A 21332-nucleotide genomic window follows, 5' to 3' on the forward strand; every position below is an offset into this window, starting at 1 on the left:
TGTTTAAATGTGTAACAAGTTATTCCGCCGCCCGGGGGCGCCAGACGGTTCCGGTAATATGACCGCCATGAAAAATTCGACCGGCGTCCGAGACGGCACCTTGGCCTTTACTTGGCAGGTACGGGTCTACTACGAGGATACGGATGCGGGTGGTGTCGTCTTCTATGCGAACTACCTGAAGTTCTTCGAGCGCGCGCGAACCGAATGGCTGCGCGCTGCGGGCATCGAACAACAGCGGCTGGTCGACGAGCGGGGCATCGGTTTCGTCGTGCGGCGCACCGAAGTCGAATATCTCTCGCCCGCCCGCCTGGACGACGTGCTCCGCATTGAAACGCGCGTGGCCGAGACTCGCCGCTGCCAGGTCGTATTCGAACAGACCGCATGGCGCGGCGAGCAACGCCTCGCGCGCGGCTCGATTCAGGTAGTCTGTATCGATATGTCCGCCTTCCGGCCGATGGCGCTGCCTGCGGAGGTTGCCGCCTTGTTCGGAGCGGACAACGGCCTTTCGTGAAACACCATTGATCCGATCGTGAACGGCGCAACGGCGCCAGGGACGCAAACGCTCACCAAATGAACCACGCCGACGACCTGTCATTCATTTCGCTCGTAAGCAACGCAAGCCTGCTCGCCCAGGCGGTCATGCTGCTGTTGCTCGTGCTGTCCCTGATCTCCTGGACGATCATCTTCCGCAAGGGCATCGCGCTGCGGCGCGCTCGCGCACAGACCGAGCGCTTCGAACGCGCTTTCTGGTCGGGCGGCGACCTGAACACGCTCTACCAGAGCGCCAGCAGCAACCGTCATGCGACCGGCTCGCTGGAACGCATCTTCGAGGCAGGCATGCGCGAGTTCCTGAAGGGCCGTGAACGACGCCTGAACGACAGCGGCGCGACGCTTGACGGCGCACGCCGGGCCATGCGCGCCGCCTTCCAGCGCGAGATGGACGTGATCGAGGCAAGCCTGCCATTCCTGGCTTCGGTTGGCTCGGTGAGCCCCTACATCGGTCTGTTCGGAACGGTCTGGGGGATCATGAATGCGTTCCGCGGCCTGGCCAATGTGCAACAGGCGACGCTGGCCAACGTGGCGCCGGGCATCGCCGAGGCGCTGGTGGCGACGGCCATCGGCCTGTTCGCAGCCATTCCGGCGGTGGTGGCCTACAACCGCTACGCGAACAACATCGACCGGCTGGCCGTGCGCTTCGAGACTTTCATCGAAGAATTCTCGAACATCCTGCAACGCCAAGCGGGCTGAACGCCTGCCGGCGCGACGAGATAGTCGCGTCGCCTTAACTCTTCGAGACAGTTCAGGAACAAGACGATGGCAGGTTCGATGCGATCCGGAATGCGCGGCGGCAGATCGCGGCGCGCAATGTCTGACATCAACGTAGTGCCGTACATCGACGTGATGCTCGTGCTGCTGGTGATCTTCATGGTCACCGCGCCGCTCGTCACGCCGTCGCTGGTCAATCTGCCGACCGTCGGCGGCGCCTCGCCCGAGCAGCAGACGCCGCCGGTGATCGTCAACGTGCAAGCTGACGGTACGATGTCCGCCCGCTACAAGAGCGATGGCGGGCCCACCGAGGAACGTCCGATGACGATGGCCGATCTGACCGCGTTCCTGCAGGAGCGTCAGCAGAGCGCGCCCGATCAACCCGTCGTGATCGCCGGCGACAAGAACGTGAAATACGAGTCGGTGATGAACGTGATGTCCGAGCTGAAGGCGCAAGGCGTCAAGCGCGTCGGACTGCTGGTCAAATCGAAATGAGCAGGCACGCCGGCTCTCCGTTCGAGCCGCCCAGGGAGCATGGCACCGGCAAGGCGTTCGCCTACGCTGCGCTGGTCCATCTTTTGCTCATCGCCTTGCTGTTCTTCGGGATGCACTGGCAGACCAACAGCGAGGAAGGCGTGCAGGCGGAGATCTGGACCGAGGTGCCGGAGCTCGACGCGCCGCGCGCGCGGCCCCGCCCTGCCCCGCCCAAGGTAGCGACGCCCGAACCGACGCCGACGCCTCCGCCGGTGCCGACGCCCCGTGCCAGCGTTCGCGACGAGGACGCCGATATCGCGCTTGAAAAGCGCAAGCGGCAGCAGGCGGAAGCCGCTCGCCAGGCCGCCGAAGCCGAGCGTGCCCAGAAGGCGGCCGAGCAGCAGGCGCGCCTGAAGGCGGAGCAGGCCGAGCAGCAGAAACAGCAAGCGTTGCAGGAGCAGCGCCGGCACGACGAACAACGCAAGGAAGAGCAGGCCAAGGCGAAGGCGGACAAGCAGAAAGCGGACGCGGCCGCCAAGGCGGCCGAGAAGGCAGCCGCGGACAAGGCGGCCGCGCAGAAGGCAGCGGCGGCGGAGAAAGCTGAAAAGGCGGCGGCGGACAAGGCTGCCGCAGAGAAGGCGGCCGAAGACAAGGCGGCTGCCGAGAAGGCAGCAGCCGCGAAGGCGGCGCAAGCGAAGGCCGCGAAAGCGGCAGCGGACAAGGCAGCGGCGGAGAAAGCGGCGCAGGCGAAGGCTTCCGATCAGGCCCGGCAGGCCCGGCTGGCCGCGTTGCAAGGAATGGCCGCCGCCGGTTCGGGCGGCAATGGTGGTGGCAGCAGCGGCAGTGGCTCCGGTTCCAGCGGCGCGTCGGCTGGCTATGCGGACAAGGTGCGCCGGCGGGTGATTCCGAACATCGTGTATGCGGGGTCGACCAATGGCAATCCGGTGGCCGTCGTATCGGTGCACTGCGCACCGGACGGACGCATTCTGAGCCGGCAGATGACGAAGTCGAGCGGCAACCCGGCGTGGGATCAGGCCGTGCTGCGCGCGATCGACGCGTCGGATCCGATGCCGCGCGACACGGACGGTCAGGCACCGCGCAATTTCAACGTGCGGATGCGGCCTCTGGATGCGCCGGGTGCCGGCTGAAGCGCGACTGCGCTGTGCTGGACAGCGGCGGCCGCCGGTGGCAAGTCATGCTAAGGTATTCAAGTTCGTGAGGCTGAATCAATGGTGATGAATTTGTTCGGGAAATGTGGTTTGCGCGCACTGCTTGCCTCCTGCCTGCTGTCGGCGGCAGCGGCATCGCATGCGCAGATGACGATCGATATCGCAGGCGTTGGCGCAAGCCAGTATCCGATCGCAATCGCGACTTTCCGCAACGAAGCCAGCACGCCGCAACAGGTCAGCGCGATCGTGCGCTCCGATCTGGCGCGCAGCGGCCGTTTCACGAATATCGACGCAGGACCGAATCCGGTCGGGGAAACCGATTCGGTCGACCTGGGCAGTTGGAAGGCCCGGGGTGCCAATGCCTACGTGACCGGCAGCGTGACGCCGCTCGCGAACGGCCAATACGACGTGCGCTTCCGCCTGTATGACACGGTCACGCAGCAAAGCCTGGGGGGACTGTCGCTGGTCAGCCCGGCGAGCGGCCTGCGGATGAGCGCACACAAGGTTGCCGATTACATTTACGAGAAGCTGTTGGGCACCAAGGGCGTGTTCGCGACACGTCTGTCGTATGTCCTGCGCACCGGCGGCCGGTACCAGTTGCAGATCTCGGACTCCGACGGTCAGAACGCGCACATCGCGCTGTCGAGCCCGGAACCGATCATCTCGCCGACCTGGTCGCCCGACGGCACGAAGGTCGCCTACGTCTCGTTCGAAGGCAAGAAGCCGATCGTCTACGTGCATGACCTGCCGAGCGGCAAACGCAGCATCGCCTCGAATCAGAAGGGCGACAACAGCGCGCCGGCCTGGTCTCCGGACGGCCGACGGCTGGCAGTCGCGCTGTCGCGTGACGGCCACACGCAGGTCTATTCGGTCAATCCGAATGGCGGGGACCTGCGTCGTCTCAGCAACAGCTCGGGCATCGACACCGAGCCGACCTACTCTGCGGACGGACAGTGGATCTATTTCACCAGCGACCGCGGCGGCGGCCCGCAGATCTACAAGATGCCGGCGCAGGGCGGCAACGCCCAGCGTGTCACCTTCAAGGGCGCGTACAACACGAGCCCGCGAGTCAGCCCCGACGGCAAGACGCTTGCATACATCTCGCGCACCGGCGGCGGCTTCAAACTCTTCGTACAGGATCTCAGCACAGGCGAGGTGAACGGTCTGACCGACACCTCGCATGACGAATCGCCTAGCTTCGCGGCCAACGGTCAATACATCTTGTATGCGACCCAGTCCGGCGGGCGAGGCGTGCTCGCGGCCGTGTCGACAGACGGTCGTACTCGGCAGATCCTGTCGGTCCAGGGCGGCAGCGTTCGCGAGCCATCCTGGGGTCCATTTATGCAATGACAATACGGAGAGTAAAAATGGTGAAGCAATTTCGCGGGGTGATGGCTGTCGCGTTGGTTGGCCTGCTGGCCGCCTGCCATTCGGGCGTCAAGCCCGACCAGAACGCTGGCGCGAACGCCGGCCGCAACGGCTATCAGACGCAAGACCCGAACGCGGTCGCGCGTGTCAATGTCGATCCGCTGAACGACCCGAACAGCCCGCTGGCCAAGCGCAGCATCTACTTCGACTTCGACAGCTATTCGGTGCGTGACGACTACCAGTCGCTGCTGCAACAACATGCGCAATACCTGAAGTCGCATCCGGAGCGCCATCTGCTGATCCAGGGCAACACCGACGAACGCGGTTCGAGCGAGTACAACCTTGCGCTGGGCCAAAAGCGTGCGCAAGCGGTGCAACGCGCCCTCGGCCTGCTGGGTGTGCCGGAATCGCAGACCGAAGCGGTCAGCCTGGGCAAGGAAAAGCCGCAAGCGCAGGGTCATGACGAAGAGTCGTGGGCCCAGAACCGCCGCGCCGACCTCGTTTATCAATAAATCTGTTAAGCCGAATGCCGTCACGCCACCTCCTGGCTAGCACGGCTCGTTCGGCGCTGTTTGCATGGGCCGTCTCGCTTGCGATGCCGGCCCATGCGTTCAGCGACGACGAAGCCCGCAAGGCCATCCTCGATCTCCGCACCACGGTCAATGCGCTCCGCGACCAGCTCGGCGCGGCGCAACGCACGATTCTCGATCAGTCGAACCGGCTCGATCAGCTGCAAGGCGAAAACGCCCAGCTTCGCGGTCAGACCGAGGAAGCGCTGAACCAACTGAACACGATCCAGCTCACGCAGAAGGACTACTATGCGGACCTGGACAAGCGCCTGAAGAAGTTCGAACCGCAGCAGACCACCGTCGACGGCGTCGAAGGCGTGGTTCAACCAGGCGAGAACGACGCATTCAATGCCGCGCTCAAGCAGTTTCGCGATGGCAACTACAAGGCCGCCACCGGCGCCTTCTCGGACTTCATCCGGAAGTATCCACAGAGTCCGTACCAGCCGACCGCTCACTATTGGCTCGGCAATGCGTACTACGCACAGCGCGACTATGCGAAGTCGACCGCCGAACTCAATGGCGTCGTGAAGAACTATCCGACGCATCCGCGTGCGCCGGAAGCGCTGCTGTCGATCGCCAACAACCAGGCCGACCAGAATCAGAAGAGCGCCGAACGGCAGACTCTGCAACGTGTCATCAGCCAGTACCCGGGAACGCCTGCCGCCCAGAACGCACAGGAACGGCTGAGCAAACTGCGCTGAGCGCGGAGGTTGTCGGTAAGCGCCGGACGCCGTTCCGCGTAAGTATCGCCGGCTCGCCGCCCTACGCTGCCGATCGAATCGTCGCCCGTGGCGTCGCCAGGTCGTCAGCGGCTCGCGCCGACTCCGAGGCACCCACTGGACGTCCGCTGGGCGGTTCGCCTCCCGGCGCCGCGCCTATCCAGGGCCAACCGTTTCTGGCGGCCGCACGCCGCTCAGCTTCATGAAGATTGGCGGTTCCAGGCGTCTTCGGTTATACTTTTGGACTTTCGGGGCGTAGCGCAGCCTGGTAGCGTACCTGCATGGGGTGCAGGTGGTCGGAGGTTCAAATCCTCTCGCCCCGACCAAATATTCAAGCCCACGCGATCGGTGTATCGCGTGGGCTTTTTGTTTTCTGATGCATCAGGACAAGCAACGCGGTCCATGCCGCCAACCGGCGCGCGCGTCTGCGCGTAGGATGGCAACGCCCCCTTGTGCAAACGGCGCGGTCGCTGGCTGCCAATGCTGCGCAGTACTTTCGCGCCGCTTGCCACGGCTCGCGGCCCGCTGTAACTTTTTAACCATGCGGGACGACCGCACCAACTGAACACGATTCTGCTGGCTGCCTGAGCGGCGACGCGGCGTCGATCCCACACGCGAAGAAGAATGAACCATCAAGCCAGTGACGCCGACGGCGAGATCGATCCGTACGACGTTTCGGACCTGCTCGCCCCCGTACTCGCACCGCTGTTTTGGCGCGCCGACCGGATCGATCTGCGCAGCGCCTGGACGGAACACATTCCTTTCGGGCAGTGGATCGTGGCGGTCACGCGGCCCCGTCTGCTCGTCGAACTCGGCACCCATTCCGGCGTGTCCTATTCCGCATTCTGCCTGGCGGTCGAGCGAGCGCAACTCGACACGCGTTGCTTCGCGGTGGACACCTGGCAAGGCGACGCCCATGCGGGCGCCTACGATGACGCCGTCTTTGCCGACTTCGAACCCCACCATCGTACTCGCTTTGGCAGCTTCTCCACGCTGATTCGGGCATCCTTTGACGATGCGCTACAGAATTTCGCCGACGGTTCGATCGATCTGTTGCACATCGACGGCTTCCATAGCTACGAAGCCGTCGGCCATGATTTCGAATCGTGGCGCCCGAAGCTGAGCGAACGCGCGGTCGTGTTGTTTCACGATACCAACGAGCGCGCCGCCGGCTTCGGCGTATGGCGTTTCTGGGACGAAGTGCGCCGACGGCATCCGTCCTTCGAATTTCTGCACGGCCACGGTCTGGGCGTGCTTGCCTATGGCGCCAATGCCCCGCGCGCCGTCCTCTCGCTCTGCAACCAGCGCGGCGACGCGGCGAGTACGGTCCGTCACCGATTCTCTGTGCTGGGCGAGCGCTGGGAAGCCGAACGCCGCCTGCTGGCCGCCGACAGTTCGCAAAAGGCATCGTTCGATGTCGGAACCCGGCAGCAAGCCGCCCTTGAACAGGAACTTGATCAATGGCGCAACCGCAGCCAGGCGGCCGAAACCGCCTGTGCACAGGCCAATGCGCGGGTGGTCGCGCAGAACGACGAAAACCGTGAACTGCACGCTGCACTGCTGCGAGCGGAGAGCAAGGCCCGTAGTCTTGCAGCAAGTTTACAAAACGAGCGTGAAAGAACCGTGACAGGCGAAGCGGCCGCGACGTCCGGTTCGTCAGTCGTCGCCGACGCACAGCAGGCGCTCGCCGCCGAACGGGCGCGGCGTCTCGAGATCGAGAGCAGCACGGTCTGGCGGGCCACGAGCCAGATGCGTTCCTTCCTGGGCACACATCCGCGGCTAAGGCGTGCCGCTCACCTGGCGGCCCTCGGTGTCACCGGCAGCTTGCGGCAACACCTGTCGCTGCGCAAGCAGCATTTGAAAGACGCCGAGGTGGTGGCGGCTTCGTCGCTTTTCGACGCGCAATGGTACACCGCGCACTATGCCGATGCGGCCGCCTCGAAACTTCCACCGCATCTCCACTACGCGATCGTCGGCCGGGACGGACGCAGCCCTGGCCCGAACTTCGACGCGTTGCACTACCTTGAGCACAACGCCGACGTCCGCGCAGCCAATCTGAATCCGCTGGCCCACTTCGAACGGTTCGGCCGCAAGGAGAACCGGCCGATGCGCCCGGTGACCGGGCAGATCGCCACCCGAACGGCGGACGCGCCGATTCCTGTGCGCGAACTGCTTGACCGGCACTTCGCCAGCATCGCCCCGTTGCGCGTCTTCCGGGTCGCGGGCGAGCCGCGGCGGGTGACGATGGTTACCGACAGCATCAGTCGCGGCGCCTTGTTCGGTGGCGTCGCAACCGCCATCGTCTTCTCGACGATGCTCGCCGATCGTCTCGGATTGCCGCTGCGGCTTGTCACACGACTGGATGCACCCGATCCCCACGCCTACGCCGACATTTTGGCGCTGAACAACATACCGGCGAAACAGAACGTCGATTTCGTGCACTCGGGCCTCGCCGATGGCTATGAACTGTCCGTCGCCGACTCAGACCTGTTCGTCACGACCTCATGGTGGACCACGCGCTCGGTACGGCGCGCGGTGCCTGCCGATCGTATCGTCTACTTGCTGCAGGAAGACGAGCGCATGTTCTACCCGTTCGGCGACGAACGCCTTCGATGCGTGGAAATGCTCGCGGAGCCGGGCATCCATTTCGCCATCAACAGCGAACTGTTGTACCGCCACCTGACGTCAGGCAACGACGCGCTGCGCTCGGTGTCCGCGAACGGGCATTGGTTCGAGCCCGCGTTTCCGGCGATCAAACGAGCCGGCAGGCGTCCGGCATCCGGCAAGCGCAATTTCTTCTTCTATGCGCGTCCGAACAATCTACGGAACCTGTATTGGCGCGGCTTGGAAGTGATCAACGCGTGTCTCGAAGACGGCACACTCGCGCCCGACGAATGGGCGTTCCACTTCGCCGGCAAAGACATGCATCAGATCGTGCTGCCGCACGATGTGAAGCCGAACTACTATCGCAATCTCTCCTGGCACGAATACCTCGAACTGATCCAGGAGATGGACATCGGTCTGTCGCTGATGGATACGCCGCACCCCAGTTACCCGCCGATCGATCTGGCCGGCGCCGGCGCGGTCGTGGTAACCAACCAGCAGGGCCTGAAGACTTCGTTGGACAAGTATTCGCGCAATATCCTGTGCGTCGATCCGAGCATCGCCGAACTGAAGAAGGCGATTCGCGCAGCGGTCTCGCTGGCGGACGACAAGCACACGCTTGCGCAGAACTGGAGCGACGAAGGCATCGCCAAGGATTGGTCGCAAACCCTCGCGCCATGCCTCGACGCACTGGTGGCCAAGCTCGGTACGAGGGCCAAGTAATGTTCGCCTATTCGTCCGTTGCACCGGTTGAGTATCACAACCCGTGGGACCTGCCCTTCTCGGCGCGACTGTCATTGCTCCGGCGAAAGGAACGTCGAATCGCTTACTACTACGCGACGCCCGACAACAGCACATTCCGCTACCGTGCATTCAACATGGTGCAGGCGTTGACGGCGGACGGCGCATCAGGGGTTTCCGCGGGCTGGTTCCACCGGGGCGATCTTCCGTTCATGGAATCGGTCCTCGAGAACGTCGACGCCCTTGTCTTTTGCCGGACACTTCACTCGCCGGCGATCGGCCAATTGGTGAATCTCGCGCGCGAGCGCGGTGTGCAACTGCTGTTCGATGTCGACGACCTGGTCTTCGATACCGAGTTCACTGAACTTGTATTGAATACGTTGGATCAGGACACCACGCGCGAGGCATTACTGACCGAGTGGTACGGCTACTTTGCCCGACACGGAACGCTGCTCAAGCTGTGCGACCGGGCGGTAACGACTAACGCCTTCCTGGCTGGCAAGATCAAGGACTTCGCCCCGCATTTGGAAGTGGGTGTCGTGCCGAATTTCCTCGAGCGCCGGCAGCAGGAAATCTCCGCGCAACTTTTCGAGCGCAAGCGGTCGAGCGGCTTTGCGTCGGACGGCCACTTCCATATCGGCTATTTCAGCGGAACGCCCTCTCATCAGCGCGACTTCGCGGTAGCGGCCCCTGCCCTGGCGCGCATCCTCGACAGCGAGCGGAGCGCGCGGCTCACCCTGGTTGGCTACCTCGAGCCCTCGCCCGTTCTCGAACGGTTCAGGGATCGCATCGATCGCGTACCGTTACAGGACTATCTGAACCTGCAGCGCATCATCGCGCAGACCGAGATCAATATCGCGCCGCTGGTTGACAACACGTTCACGAACTGCAAATCCGAACTGAAGTTTTTCGAGGCCGCGATCTGCGGAACGGTCACGGTGGCGTCGCCGACCTTTTGCTTTCGGAATGCGATCACGGACGGCGACAACGGCTTTCTCGCACGATCCTACGAGTGGGAGAACAAGCTCTGGAGCGCCATTGCGCTGCTGCAGGACCGTGCCCGTTACGAAGAAATGGCATCGGTCGCACAACGCTACGCCGAAGCGCACTATGGTTGGAACCGACACGCGGCGACCATCGAGAGCGCGGTGTTTGGCGCATGAGAGGCAGTTGCCGCATCGTCGCGCAGCGCAGGCGATGCGGCCACGCACGCTCTGCGCGACGCTCGCGACAACTGCGGCGACGCCTGGTCGGGCGCACTGCCAGGCCGGCAGCGATGCCTTCGCGCGTACGTACCGTTATTAGCGGACCCGAGCACTTGTACGAACACACCCGGTGACAGGCCTTGCGTGATCATTGACCGCACGCTCCCGGCCCACGCATCCGCTCGAGACAGTCTCGCACGCTGCCCGCCACCACCGTTGCGGCGCAGGCCAGCATCAGATTGCGAGGCAACCCGAAGTCCTCGACGACGAAGCCATCGCGATCGATGGCCACGCCGGCCTTGTCGCTATTCTCCGGGTAGCGCAATTGATCGACGAGCGTACCGGCCTCATCCATATACGCCCACACCGGTTTGCCGAGCGCCGCTGCGAAGCCGATTTCGAATGCCGTACCGGAGTCGGGCTCCGCGCCGCGAAAGTTGTTCACGTTGGCCAACACGGCGTCTGCTTCGCGAATCATTGCAAGGTTGGATGCATAGATCCATTCCGCAAGCGCCCGTCCGGCAAGCCCGTCAGGTGCCGCTTTATCGAAGGGAAACCAGGCGTCGAAACCGTATTCGGCGCAGAGCGCCTGCAGCGTCTTGCCGCGAGCTGCACCGTCCTGGTAGAAGCCGTCAAAGCCCGCCAGATACAGGGTCGCCATCGATCCTCCTTGTCGAACGCTCGGCGAGCGCCTTATTTATCTCGCCCGAAGCGAGACAGTCGCGCTTGGTCGAGGCGCGGTTGGAAGGTGGTTGCAAGGTGGTTGGAACGTAGTCGGCACAGGCCACCATTACGCGGCCCCGCGCGCGTGAGGTCTGGCCGCGCGAGCACACACTACGCAGGTCTCGCCGACACCATCCCGGCCTTGCGTCAGACCGCAATCACGTCGCGTCCGACGCGGCTGTCGCCTATCCTCAAAGCAGCGGTCCGAACCACGCGAACAACCGTTCTATCATCTTCTCGCGCAAGGGGCGATTCTGCCATTCGTCAAATGTGACTCGACGCGCGTGCTGAACGTCGGCTTCGAATGCGCTGATCTGGCTGTGTGCAAGGTTGCCGTCGAATACATTGACGTTGGCTTCGTCATTCAGGCGAAACGAGCGTGCGTCGAAATTCGTCGAACCTACCGACACGAAACTCCCATCGACCACCATCACCTTGCAGTGGTACATGGTCGGCTGATATTCGTATATCTTGGCTCCGGCCGCCAGCAGCGGTCCCCAGTCGGCACGCGACGCCAGCCTTACCGTCTCGACGTCCATGTGCGGACCCGGCACCATCACGTGCACCGCGACCCCTCGGCGCAACGCTGCGAGCAGCGTGTCGCGCATCGCCTCGTCCGGTACGAAATACGAATTCGCGATGTAGATCGAATGCTGGGCGGCAGTGATCGCCAGCATATACATCAACGCGACGTTGGAGCCGCCAGTGGCTTCGCTGCTGAACACTTGCGCGGACGTACCGCCGACGCGAGGGATATCGGGGAAGTAGGCATCGCCATGCAGGACTTCACCGGTGGCCTTGATCCAGTTATCGATGGCGACCGCCTGCATCTGTCCCACCACCGGACCCTCGATGCGGAAATGCGAGTCGCGCCAGTGTGCGGCGTCTTGCGCATGTCCGGTCCACTCGGGCGCGATACCAACGCCACCGGTATAGCCGACGCGGCCGTCGATCACCAGCAGCTTGCGGTGCGTGCGGTTATTCATGCGATCCAGCGTGTACCAGCGCAACGGGCGATACTGGCGGAAGGCGACGCCGGCCTTGACCATCTTGTCGATCTGCTGCTTGTCCATACGCTGACTGCCGACCCAGTCGACCAGAACGTGCACCTTGACGCCGGCGCGCGCGCGGTCGGCCAGCGCATCGGCAAATGCATCGCCGATGCCTCCCGACCAGTAAATGTATGTCTCGAATTCGATCGTGCGTTTTGCGTTGCGAATGTCGCGCAGCATCGCGGGGAAGATCTGGTCGCCGTTGATCAGTGCCGTCACGTGGTTGCCGTCGACGATTCCGGGCCCCAGCAGGGTTCCCATCGTAAGACGGAACTGCGGGTCATCAACCGAGTAGAGCCGTGGAATCGCGCGCTTGACGTCGCTGACGTTGGAAGAAAAGTTGGCTACGATCAGCGTGGCGATGACGGTCAGGACGAACGTCAGCAGCACCGCGCACAGCGTGGCCTTGCGCTCGGAAGTGATCTTCATAAATCCGGCCGGTCTCCCCCTTATTGTTCCTTATGGCGCGGTTGCGCTTCGCACTGCTCGCGAACGCCGTTACCCGCGGTCGTCGCTCGAAACCGCTATCTGAGGCCGCTACCCGAGGCCGCTACTCAACCTCCTACTCAACCTCCTACTCGACGCCCTACTCAACGGCATTCCGCGGCGCAACGCCGAGGCGGCGCGGCACAGGCTTCGCATGCGCGTCGGTACACATCCTGCCCCGGCGCGGTGCCGCCAAGCGCTGCCCGGGAGTGTTACCCGGGGGTGCGGTGACACGCCGACGCGTCGTGTCACGGCGTTGGTCTGGGCGTGCTTAAGCAAAGGTAGTGCCGAGCGGCGTGAGCCGTGGATCCGGCAAAGGTCGGCACCATCGCGCCTGCGGCGGTGGCGGTTGCGCCGACGATTCGTTCGCTGATGCGACGCATCGATGGATGCCTATCGGCAGGTTCGGAAGCGGCCCATGTCGACGTGAAAGTGATTCTGGTGCAGAGCGTTGTATTCCGGTCCGAGCACGATGTGAAAATACTCGCAGGCAGCGTCGAATACTTGATGAAGAAAACGACCTGCATCGCCGTTGTCGCGCCAGCCGCCGCTGACCGTGATTCGCCGCCCGTCGGCAAGGACGAAGGCACTTAGGTCGAGTGCATTGGCGTGTGCATGCTCGCTCCGGCGGCCACTCGCTGCATGGTTGATGTTTCGGCATGCATAGCTGCCGAGGTGTTCGACACGACGTACCGGCTGTCCGTACACCGCTTGTGCGGCCGGTTGCAAGCCGTGGTGCTCGAACAAGGCGTAGGCCGCGGCAAGCTCGCAGGTCGCCATGAAACTGCTGCTAAGCGCCGTGCCCGTGCGCGAGATCCGATAGACGTCGTGCAGGCCGCAGCCATCATCGTCGTCGCGGTCCGGCAGTGGCGTTACTGAAAAATCCGCGCTGGCCAGCGCGCGGTCGCAATATTCGCGATCGTTGGCGGCCCGCCAAAGCTTGAAAGGGGTGACCGCCGTCGGTGGCTGCCGCACGTCGAGGTCGCTGAACGGGTTGTAGCGCGCGGGCAGCCAGCCGCGTTCGAACGCGTACTTCGACAGCTGTAGCGTCAGCCCCATCACCGCGAGCAGAGTCGCGACGAAAAACAATACGGAAAGAAGTGCACGCATCGGTCTGCAACCGTCTGGGCGCCTGTCGCGGCGCGATCGAGCCGGGTGCCATCCCCAGCCGCGCCAAAACCCGCAAGTTGCGGTCCTGCGAAGGGTCGCACCGCGCGACACGGCATGCATCGCCCAATGCAGCCGCGGCGCCACGCCAGCGCAAGGTGGCATGGGCCACGTGCGGCAAGACGACGGCAGAGGGTCCGCGTGGCATTGGTGCACGCCAAGCCGAAGCGGTCCGGCAGGGCAACGCGTGCGGGAAGCCGGAAGTCATACGCGAGCGGCAATGCGCGAGAGTCAATGCGTAAGACGCGATGCCCATGGCGCGATGCGCAGGCGGTGACGCGCCAGTGGCGATGCGCAGGCGGTAAGTCGCCGGCTGTCATGCAGTGAAAATGGCGCGAGACTGTAGGTGCGAGATGGCAGGCGCGGGACGGCAGGCGCAAGATGGCAGGCGCGAAACGGTGTAGCGGAGCGCGCAACGCCAAGATGGCCAGGCCGCTCTCGTCACCGCCGACACCGCCAACAACACTCAGCGCCTTCCCGCCGCGTTCGGCCGGGCACTGCAGTGCTCTGTCAATACTCGATCGTCGGCGGTCAGGCTGGAGCGCGCCTCAGGCAGCGCCGCGTTGATCGCGAGAAGTTCGCGCCCACGATGTCACTGCACCGTCTCACTGCGCCGCATCGCTGCGCCGTCTCACTGCGCCATCTCACTGCGCGGCGGCAGACGCCGGCCGGTCGGACGGCCAGGGCGTCAGGATTTCGGCACCGTCGTCGGTGACCGCGATCATATGCTCCCACTGCGCGGACAGCGAGCGGTCCTGCGTGACGACGGTCCAGCCGTCAGTCAGTTGGCGGACTTCCCGGCGTCCCGCGTTGATCATCGGCTCGACGGTGAAGGTCATGCCCTTCTTCAGAAGCAGCCCGGTGCCGGGCTTGCCATAGTGCAGAACCTGCGGTTCCTCATGGTACACACGACCGATGCCGTGCCCGCAGTACTCTCGCACGACCGAATAACCGTTCGCCTCGGCCAGCGTCTGAATCGCGTGTCCGACGTCGCCCAATCGGGCGCCCGGTCGGACCGCGGCGATCCCCGCCATCATCGCATCGAAAGTGGTATCCATCAGCCGTTGCGCGTCGACGCTTGGCGTGCCTGCGCAATACATCCGGCTGGTGTCGCCATGCCAACCGTCCTTGATCACGGTGACATCGATGTTGACGATGTCGCCGTCCTGCAGGACCTGACTCTTGTTCGGAATGCCATGGCAGACGACCTCGTTGACCGATGTGCAAAGGGTGTTTGGAAAGCCGTGGTAACCGACATTGGCCGGCGTCGCCTTCTGCACCTGGCGGATGAAGTCGTGGCAGCGCCGGTCGAGTTCCTCGGTCGTCACGCCGGGTACGACGTATTCGGCGATCATTTCCAGCACATCTGCGGCCAGACGTCCGGCCACGCGCATGCCCTGGATTTGTTTTTCGGTTTTCGGCAAGACGGCCATCTGGCGGACTCCAGTGAAGCGGAGAAGGTTGAACACGCTACTCGTCTCGTCGCCTCGTCAATGCGTCGCCCCGTCCGCTTGTGGGCGGTTGCGGCGGCAATGCAGCAGGCACGCAAAGGCCCAGCTCGGAGGCGTCCGCGCCGAGCGCGAGACAGTCAACAGTTGCGACTGCAATAGGAAACGTTTCGCAGTCAGCGGCCTGCGCCGATAACATCAGTAACGCAGGCTTGGGTTTCCCACGGGACTGCTTGTCTACCGGGCGCGCGGTAGCGGGCCGGCAGGTCTTGTGGTTTGTGGTTTTGTGGTCTTGCGGCATTGCCACTTACGGCAAGAGATCGAAGCACCGCAAAGACCTGGCGCAGATGTGCGAAGGGCCTGGGAATGATCCCAAGCCCCTTGTTCTGGTAGGCCGTGCGTGACTCGAACACGCGACCAACGGATTAAAAGTCCGCTGCTCTACCAACTGAGCTAACGACCCGAAGTCCGCCACTATAGCTTCGTGACAGTTTCCTGTCAATCGCGCTGGGGCACGGGCACACTTTGACCCGCTGCGCCGCTCAACGACGTCAGCAGCGCTTCGAGCTCGCCGCGCAGTTCGTTCAGCAGCGCATGCTCGGGCGTGGGCCCTTGCGGTTCGTCCTGGGCGCCGCGTCCGCTGCGCACCGAATCGAGACGATTGCGCGCGCCGCTGATCGTGAAACCTTGCTCGTAGAGCAGCTCGCGGATGCGACGGATCAGCAGCACCTCATGGTGCTGATAATAGCGCCGATTGCCGCGACGCTTCACTGGCTTGAGCTGCGTGAACTCCTGCTCCCAATAGCGCAGCACATGAGCCTTCACACCGCACAACTCGCTGACTTCTCCGATCGTGAAGTAACGCTTGGCGGGAATGGCTGGCAGATTGTTCTTTTCCATTGCCTAGGGTCGAACGCCAGAAAGGACGACGCGCATCTTACTCCGCCGTGTCCTTGCCTGCGTGGCCGACCAGTGCCTTGAGCTTGGGGCTCGCATGGAAAGTCACGACGCGCCGGGCAGCGATCGGAATCGCGACGCCGGTCTTCGGATTGCGGCCCGGTCGCGGTGGCTTGTCGCGCAGCTGGAAGTTGCCGAACCCCGACAGCTTGACGCCCTCACCCCGTTCGAGGACGCCGCGAATCACGTCGAAGAATGCCTCGACCATGTCCTTTGCTTCGCGCTTGTTCAGACCGACTTCGTCGAACAGCAGTTCGGCCAGCTCCGCCTTGGTCAGCGTAGCGCTATCCGTTGCCTCGCCGGCCCCGCTCGCGTGCTCCCGTGCAAGCGCCTGCCGCTGAGCGGCGAGCAAGGCTTGAAATTCACTCGAGTCCATTTCGTTCATATCTAAACCGGCGCTCGTTTCGTCGCCACGACCCTCCGGGCCGGACTAGCTGCGCAAGCGCGCTCCATGTTCTCGAGCCACGCGACCAACCAGGGCATCCATCGCGAGATCGATGTCCTGGTCGTTAAGCGTCGACTCAGTATCTTGCAAGGTGATACGGAACGCAAGGCTTTTGTCGCCCGCGGCAAGGCCGCCGGCACCCTCCTCGCGCGGCTTGTACTGGTCGAACAGGACGATCTGCCGCACCGCCTTGCAGGCCGGTTCGGCCGCGCCCGCGAGCAGCGAATCGAGCACGGCCTGGGCCCCCACTTCGTCGCGAACGACGAGCGCAATGTCGCGCCGCACCGGGGGAAAACGCGACACCAGCGATGGCGCCGGCAAGGCGCGCAGCGACGCCGCCGCGAGGTCGATCTCGAACACGATCGGCGCGCGGGGCAGCTCGTATTTCTGCTGCCAGCGCGGGTGAAGCTCGCCGATGAAGCCGACTTCCACACCGTCGAGCCAGACCGACGCCGCACGGCCCGGATGCAGCGCGGGATGGGAAGTCTTGTCGAAGCGCGCGACGCGCGGTGCCAGCAGCGCTTCGAGGTCACCCTTGACGTCGAAGAAGTCGACGGGCCGCGTGGCTTGCGCCCATTGCTCCTCGTCCGCAGGTCCGTAGGCAAGTGCGGCGACCCGCAGCGGCTGCGCGATGCCCCGCACGGCCAGCGGGCCGGCCTCCGCCGCCGACTGCGCGCCGAACACGCGGCCGGCCTCGAACACACGCACGCGGTCGGCCTTGCGGTTCAGGTTGTAGCGCAACACATCGATCAGGCCGCCAAGCAACGTCGAACGCATCACCGACAACTGGCTGGCGATCGGATTGAGCAGGCGCAGCGGCGTGGCGTTGCCGGCCAGATCGCGCTCGTAATCGGCGTCGACGAAGCTGAAATTGACGGTCTCGACATAGTCGCGCGCCGCGATGCGGCGCCGCACGCCATGCAAGCCACGCTGCGTTTCGGGCAAGCCCCGCATCGACGACGGTGCCACCGGAGGACGTACCGGGATGCGGTCGTAGCCATAGATGCGCGCCACTTCCTCGATCAGGTCCTCTTCGATTTCGAGATCGAAGCGATAGGACGGCGGCCGCACCACGAAGCGGTCTTCCTGCCGATCGAACGGCAGGTTCAGACGCGTCAGGATGTCAGCGATCTCGTCGGCGGCGATGGTCACGCCCAGTACCTTCACGAGGCGCGCGACGCGCAGCGTCACCGGCTGGCGCGCCGGCAGCGCGACGACCTGGTCGTCGACCGGCCCTGCATCGCCGCCACAGATGTCGATCAGCAGACGCGTGAGCAGTTCGACATGTTCGACGGTGGTCGCGTAGTCGACGCCGCGCTCGAAGCGATAGGCGGCGTCGGTCGAGAAGTTGTAGCGGCGGGCCCGGCCACGGATCGCATCGGGCCACCAGAACGCGGCTTCGATGTAGACGTTGCGGGTGTCGAGCGACACCGCGGTGCTATCGCCGCCCATGATGCCGGCCAGGCTTTCGACCGAATGCTGGTCCGCGATGACGCCGACATCGGACGCCAGCGTCACGGTCTGACCGTTGAGCAGCTGCAGCGATTCGCCGTCGCGCGCCCAGCGGACTTCGAGACCGCCCGAAATCTTGTCGAGATCGAACACGTGCGACGGACGGCCAAGCGCAAGCATCACATAGTTCGAGATGTCCACCAGCGCCGACACGCTGCGCTGCCCGGCGCTGGCGAGGCGGCTGACCATCCACGCCGGCGTGGCCGCGCGCGCGTTGACGTTGCGAACGATCCGTCCGGAGAAACGGCCGCACAGGTCGGGCGCAGCGATGCGAACCGGCAGCCGCTCGTCGAGCGAAGGCGCGACCGGCGCGACGGCCGGCGCCTCGAAGGCCGCGCCGGTAATCGCCGCAACATCGCGCGCCAGCCCCATCACCGACAGGCAGTCCGCCTTGTTCGGCGTGAGCTTGACCTCGAAGATCGTGTCGTCCATGCCGAGATAGTCCCGGATGTCCTGCCCGACCGGCGCGTCGGCCGGCAGCAGCAGCAGACCGCCGTGATCTTCCGACAACTTCAGTTCGCGCGCCGAGCAAAGCATGCCTTCGCTCTCGACGCCGCGCAGCTTGCCCTTCCGGATGCGGAACGGCTCGCCCCCGGCTTCGGCGGGCGGCAGCTCGGCACCGACCAGCGCGCAGGGCACCCGCACGCCAGGCGCTACATTGGGCGCGCCGCACACGATGTTGAGCAGGCGCTCACCCCCGACATCGACCTGGCAAACGTTGAGCCGGTCGGCGTCGGGATGCTTCGACACGTCGACCACGCGGGCCACCACCACGCCCGAACAAGGCGGCGCGCTGGGACGCAGCGATTCGACTTCCGCGCCGCCCATCGTCATTGCGTGAGCCAGCGCTTCGGTGTCGAGCGCGGGATTGACGAAGCTGCGCAGCCAGGATTCTGAGAATTGCATCGTGTGATCGGTCGATTTCTACAGGGGGCGCGGCACGGCCGCTGCGACGCGTCAGGCGAACTGACGCAGGAAGCGCAGGTCGCCGTCGAAGAACGGGCGCAGGTCCTGCACGCCGTAGCGCAACATCGTCAGACGCTCCAGACCGCTGCCGAACGCAAAGCCGATGTAACGCTCCGGGTCCAGCCCCATGTTGCGGATCACCGTCGGGTGCACCTGACCGGAGCCCGAGATTTCGAGCCAACGGCCGGCCTGTGCGCCCGCCTCGAACTTCATGTCGATTTCGGCCGACGGCTCGGTGAACGGAAAATAGGAAGGCCGGAAGCGCACGACGATGTCGTCACGCTCGAAGAACTGGCGCAGGAAGTCCGTGTAGACGCCCTTCAGGTCGGCGAAGCTGACGTTCTCGTCGATCCAGAGGCCTTCGACCTGATTGAACATCGGCGAGTGCGTCGCGTCGCTGTCTACGCGATAGGTTCGGCCCGGCACGATCACCTTGATCGGCGGGCGGTGCAGCTTCGCGTAGCGCACCTGCATCGGGCTGGTGTGGGTACGCAGGAGCAGCGGGCGACCGCCCTCATCCTTCGCATCCACATAGAAAGTGTCCTGCATCGAACGCGCCGGGTGATTCTCCGGGCTGTTCAGCGCGGAGAAGTTGAACCAGTCGGTTTCGATCTCGGGACCATCGGCGACGTCGAAGCCGATCGACGAGAAGATCTGTTCGACACGCTCACGGGTTTGCATCACCGGATGCAGCGTGCCGGTCGCTGCGCGTCGTCCCGGCAGCGTCACGTCGATCGCCTCGGCGGCGAGTCGCTGGTTGAGCAGCGCGTCGGCCAGGGCCTGACGGCGTCCAGTGAGTGCTGCCTCGATCGCCTGCTTGGCCGCGTTGATCCGTGCGCCTTCGGCCTTGCGGGTCTCCGCGTCCAGCTTGCCGAGGCCCTTGAGCAACTCGGTCAACTGGCCGGACTTGCCGAGAAAACGCGCCTTCTCGTTTTCGAGGGCGGTGTTGTCAGCCGCATCGGCGAACGCGCGTTGCGCGGTGTCGACTATCTGGTCGAGATCGTGTGCCATGTGTCGATGAGTCGTCCGGCGCTCCGCGCCAAGAAAAAAGGGGCTCAGCGAGCCCCGTCACTACTTGTCCTACATGGTCCGTCGCGAACCGCACCCTTCGCCGAACGCGACGCACCGGGCGGCAAGTCCGGGCGCCGCAGCGCCCTGCCTCGCCGCATCGTCCGTCAGGCGGCCGAACGGACCTGCGCGACGATGGCCGCGAAGGCCGGCTTGTCGAACACCGCCATGTCGGCGAGAACCTTGCGGTCGAGTTCGATCGACGCCTTCTTCAGGCCGTTGATGAACACGCTGTAGGTCATGCCGTGCTCGCGGGTCGCAGCGTTGATACGTGCGATCCACAGCGCGCGGAACACACGCTTCTTGTTGCGACGGTCACGGTACGCGTACTGACCGGCGCGCATGACCGCTTGCTTGGCAATGCGGTAGACGTTATTGCGACGGCCGCGGTAACCCTTGGCAGCGTCGATGACCTTCTTGTGGCGGGCCCGTGCGGTAACCCCACGTTTTACTCGAGGCATTTCTTCTCTCCGTAGTCAGTCAGGCTTAGGCGAACGGCATCATCGCGCGAACCGACGCGACGTCCGACTCGTGAACGCCCACTGCACCACGCAGATGACGCTTGTTCTTGGTGGTCTTCTTGGTCAGGATGTGACGCTTGAAGGCTTGACCGCGCTTGACGGTACCACCCGGACGCACGACGAAGCGCTTCGCAGCGCTTTTCTTCGTCTTCATCTTCGGCATAACAAACTCCAGCACTTTTTAGACATGCGGGCGGGTGTGCGACCCATTGGTCGCCCTTGTCAAACCCTCTCGCACTTATTTGCGACAGCCGTTCCGGCTGCCGTTTCGACGGCTCGATGTCCGTCGAATTCTTGCGCACGACCGTTCAGCCCTACTTGCGCTTTTTCGGCCCCATCACCATCACCATCTGCCGGCCTTCCATCTTTGGCATCTGCTCGACCTGGCCGTACTCTTCCAGATCGGTCCGCAGGCGCTCAAGCATCCGCATGCCGATTTCCTGGTGAGCCATTTCGCGGCCCCGGAAGCGCAGCGTGATCTTCGCCTTGTCGCCTTCCTCGAGGAAGCGCGTCAGGTTGCGCAGCTTCACGCCGTAGTCGCCGTCGTCGGTACCCGGGCGGAACTTCACTTCCTTGAGCTGCACGATCTTCTGTTTCAGCTTCGCGTCATGCGCCTTCTTGGACTCCTGGTACTTGAACTTCCCATAGTCCATCAGACGGCAGACCGGCGGCACAGCCTGCGGCGCGATCTCGACGAGATCGACATCGGCCTGTTCCGCGTATCGGAAGGCCTCGGCAAGCTTGACGATGCCGATCGGCTCTCCGTCGACACCAACCAGACGCACTTCCGGCGCGTGAATCTCGCCGTTCATGCGGTTCGACTTGTCAGTAGCGATGTTACGTTCCTCTGTGAAATAGCCTCAACCGCCGGA

General features: G+C 64.1%; 19 protein-coding genes, 2 tRNA genes and 1 pseudogene. 10 read left to right on the top strand and 12 right to left on the bottom strand.

All coding sequences use genetic code 11. From position 1 onward, the window contains the following. Positions 1–58: 58 nt before the first annotated feature. The 10 genes from ybgC to BLU54_RS23825 all read left to right on the top strand — a co-directional run bounded on the left by ybgC (position 59) and on the right by BLU54_RS23825 (position 10073). Positions 59–511, top strand: coding sequence for a tol-pal system-associated acyl-CoA thioesterase (gene ybgC, locus BLU54_RS16700; RefSeq protein ID WP_407919435.1), 453 nt, complete (start codon positions 59–61; stop codon positions 509–511). 59 nt (positions 512–570) lie between these two features. Then, on the top strand, positions 571–1248 hold the full coding sequence (tolQ, locus tag BLU54_RS16705) for a protein TolQ (RefSeq protein WP_091910859.1): 678 nt from the start codon (positions 571–573) through the stop codon (positions 1246–1248). Positions 1249–1314: 66 nt separating this feature from the next. Further along, on the top strand, positions 1315–1761 hold the full coding sequence (gene tolR / locus BLU54_RS16710; protein ID WP_170845186.1) for a protein TolR: 447 nt from the start codon (positions 1315–1317) through the stop codon (positions 1759–1761). After that, positions 1758–2888, top strand: coding sequence for a cell envelope integrity protein TolA (gene tolA, locus BLU54_RS16715; protein ID WP_091910864.1), 1131 nt, complete (start codon positions 1758–1760; stop codon positions 2886–2888). Before tolR ends, tolA begins: the two co-directional genes overlap by 4 nt. Positions 2889–2975: 87 nt before the next feature. Next, entirely contained in the window at positions 2976–4259 is a 1284-nt protein-coding gene (tolB, locus tag BLU54_RS16720) for a Tol-Pal system beta propeller repeat protein TolB (protein ID WP_091910990.1), read from the top strand. A 17-nt stretch (positions 4260–4276) separates the two neighbouring features. Next, complete coding sequence (gene pal / locus BLU54_RS16725; RefSeq protein ID WP_091910866.1) at positions 4277–4789, top strand: peptidoglycan-associated lipoprotein Pal; 513 nt, start codon at positions 4277–4279, stop codon at positions 4787–4789. A gap of 14 nt (positions 4790–4803) precedes the next feature. Further along, entirely contained in the window at positions 4804–5547 is a 744-nt protein-coding gene (ybgF, locus tag BLU54_RS16730) for a tol-pal system protein YbgF (RefSeq protein WP_091910868.1), read from the top strand. 267 nt (positions 5548–5814) lie between these two features. Beyond that, positions 5815–5891, top strand: a tRNA-Pro gene (locus BLU54_RS16735). Between the two features lie 298 nt (positions 5892–6189). Continuing rightward, positions 6190–8892, top strand: a complete 2703-nt coding sequence (locus tag BLU54_RS16740) for a class I SAM-dependent methyltransferase (protein WP_091910870.1) — start codon at positions 6190–6192, stop codon at positions 8890–8892. Then, positions 8892–10073 carry a glycosyltransferase gene (locus BLU54_RS23825; protein WP_170845187.1) on the top strand — a complete coding sequence of 394 codons (1182 nt, stop codon included), beginning with the start codon at positions 8892–8894 and terminating at the stop codon, positions 10071–10073. Before BLU54_RS16740 ends, BLU54_RS23825 begins: the two co-directional genes overlap by 1 nt. Before the next feature lie 190 nt (positions 10074–10263). On the opposite strand, the gene BLU54_RS16750 is transcribed toward BLU54_RS23825, so the two are convergent. From BLU54_RS16750 to infC, 12 genes and pseudogenes are all read right to left on the bottom strand, one after another. Continuing rightward, positions 10264–10776 (bottom strand): nucleoside 2-deoxyribosyltransferase, encoded by a 513-nt coding sequence (locus BLU54_RS16750; RefSeq protein ID WP_091910872.1) that lies wholly within the window; start codon positions 10774–10776, stop codon positions 10264–10266. 253 nt (positions 10777–11029) lie between these two features. Continuing rightward, positions 11030–12319 (bottom strand): cardiolipin synthase, encoded by a 1290-nt coding sequence (gene cls, locus BLU54_RS16755; protein ID WP_091910874.1) that lies wholly within the window; start codon positions 12317–12319, stop codon positions 11030–11032. Between the two features lie 450 nt (positions 12320–12769). Continuing rightward, positions 12770–13486: an extensin-like domain-containing protein gene (locus tag BLU54_RS16760; protein ID WP_091910876.1), complete on the bottom strand. Its 717-nt coding sequence runs from the start codon at positions 13484–13486 to the stop codon at positions 12770–12772. Between the two features lie 701 nt (positions 13487–14187). Continuing rightward, positions 14188–14976, bottom strand: coding sequence for a type I methionyl aminopeptidase (map, locus tag BLU54_RS16770; protein WP_091910881.1), 789 nt, complete (start codon positions 14974–14976; stop codon positions 14188–14190). 402 nt (positions 14977–15378) lie between these two features. Further along, positions 15379–15454 (bottom strand) — tRNA-Lys (locus BLU54_RS16775). Positions 15455–15606: 152 nt separating this feature from the next. After that, positions 15607–15891, bottom strand: a pseudogene (locus BLU54_RS16780) (MerR family transcriptional regulator); the annotation flags it as partial. 37 nt (positions 15892–15928) lie between these two features. Next, complete coding sequence (locus tag BLU54_RS16785; RefSeq protein ID WP_091910885.1) at positions 15929–16333, bottom strand: integration host factor subunit alpha; 405 nt, start codon at positions 16331–16333, stop codon at positions 15929–15931. Positions 16334–16378: 45 nt separating this feature from the next. Further along, the gene (gene pheT / locus BLU54_RS16790) at positions 16379–18811 is read right to left on the bottom strand and encodes a phenylalanine--tRNA ligase subunit beta (protein WP_091910888.1); all 2433 of its coding nucleotides are present in this window, start codon (positions 18809–18811) and stop codon (positions 16379–16381) included. Positions 18812–18862: 51 nt separating this feature from the next. Further along, complete coding sequence (gene pheS / locus BLU54_RS16795) at positions 18863–19882, bottom strand: phenylalanine--tRNA ligase subunit alpha (RefSeq protein WP_091910891.1); 1020 nt, start codon at positions 19880–19882, stop codon at positions 18863–18865. Between the two features lie 164 nt (positions 19883–20046). After that, a complete protein-coding gene (rplT, locus tag BLU54_RS16800) occupies positions 20047–20400 on the bottom strand; it encodes a 50S ribosomal protein L20 (protein WP_091910893.1) in 354 nt (117 codons plus the stop codon). A 25-nt stretch (positions 20401–20425) separates the two neighbouring features. Next, complete coding sequence (gene rpmI, locus BLU54_RS16805) at positions 20426–20623, bottom strand: 50S ribosomal protein L35 (RefSeq protein ID WP_091910896.1); 198 nt, start codon at positions 20621–20623, stop codon at positions 20426–20428. Positions 20624–20774: 151 nt separating this feature from the next. Then, complete coding sequence (gene infC / locus BLU54_RS16810; protein WP_091910899.1) at positions 20775–21296, bottom strand: translation initiation factor IF-3; 522 nt, start codon at positions 21294–21296, stop codon at positions 20775–20777. Positions 21297–21332: the final 36 nt, after the last annotated feature.

Origin of the sequence: Chitinasiproducens palmae, from assembly GCF_900095735.1 — a bacterium.
Taxonomy (GTDB): Bacteria; Pseudomonadota; Gammaproteobacteria; order Burkholderiales; family Burkholderiaceae; genus Chitinasiproducens; species Chitinasiproducens palmae.

What these genes read in the sequence shown, in the direction of transcription:
- ybgC (WP_407919435.1), top strand. Translation starts at nt 59, where the DNA reads ATGACCGCCATGAAAAATTCGACCGGCGTCCGAGACGGCACCTTGGCC.
- tolQ (WP_091910859.1), top strand. Translation starts at nt 571, where the DNA reads ATGAACCACGCCGACGACCTGTCATTCATTTCGCTCGTAAGCAACGCA.
- tolR (WP_170845186.1), top strand. Translation starts at nt 1,315, where the DNA reads ATGGCAGGTTCGATGCGATCCGGAATGCGCGGCGGCAGATCGCGGCGC.
- tolA (WP_091910864.1), top strand. Translation starts at nt 1,758, where the DNA reads ATGAGCAGGCACGCCGGCTCTCCGTTCGAGCCGCCCAGGGAGCATGGC.
- tolB (WP_091910990.1), top strand. Translation starts at nt 2,976, where the DNA reads ATGAATTTGTTCGGGAAATGTGGTTTGCGCGCACTGCTTGCCTCCTGC.
- pal (WP_091910866.1), top strand. Translation starts at nt 4,277, where the DNA reads ATGGTGAAGCAATTTCGCGGGGTGATGGCTGTCGCGTTGGTTGGCCTG.
- ybgF (WP_091910868.1), top strand. Translation starts at nt 4,804, where the DNA reads ATGCCGTCACGCCACCTCCTGGCTAGCACGGCTCGTTCGGCGCTGTTT.
- BLU54_RS16740 (WP_091910870.1), top strand. Translation starts at nt 6,190, where the DNA reads ATGAACCATCAAGCCAGTGACGCCGACGGCGAGATCGATCCGTACGAC.
- BLU54_RS23825 (WP_170845187.1), top strand. Translation starts at nt 8,892, where the DNA reads ATGTTCGCCTATTCGTCCGTTGCACCGGTTGAGTATCACAACCCGTGG.
- BLU54_RS16750 (WP_091910872.1), bottom strand. Translation starts at nt 10,776, where the DNA reads ATGGCGACCCTGTATCTGGCGGGCTTTGACGGCTTCTACCAGGACGGT.
- cls (WP_091910874.1), bottom strand. Translation starts at nt 12,319, where the DNA reads ATGAAGATCACTTCCGAGCGCAAGGCCACGCTGTGCGCGGTGCTGCTG.
- BLU54_RS16760 (WP_091910876.1), bottom strand. Translation starts at nt 13,486, where the DNA reads ATGCGTGCACTTCTTTCCGTATTGTTTTTCGTCGCGACTCTGCTCGCG.
- map (WP_091910881.1), bottom strand. Translation starts at nt 14,976, where the DNA reads ATGGCCGTCTTGCCGAAAACCGAAAAACAAATCCAGGGCATGCGCGTG.
- BLU54_RS16785 (WP_091910885.1), bottom strand. Translation starts at nt 16,333, where the DNA reads ATGAACGAAATGGACTCGAGTGAATTTCAAGCCTTGCTCGCCGCTCAG.
- pheT (WP_091910888.1), bottom strand. Translation starts at nt 18,811, where the DNA reads ATGCAATTCTCAGAATCCTGGCTGCGCAGCTTCGTCAATCCCGCGCTC.
- pheS (WP_091910891.1), bottom strand. Translation starts at nt 19,882, where the DNA reads ATGGCACACGATCTCGACCAGATAGTCGACACCGCGCAACGCGCGTTC.
- rplT (WP_091910893.1), bottom strand. Translation starts at nt 20,400, where the DNA reads ATGCCTCGAGTAAAACGTGGGGTTACCGCACGGGCCCGCCACAAGAAG.
- rpmI (WP_091910896.1), bottom strand. Translation starts at nt 20,623, where the DNA reads ATGCCGAAGATGAAGACGAAGAAAAGCGCTGCGAAGCGCTTCGTCGTG.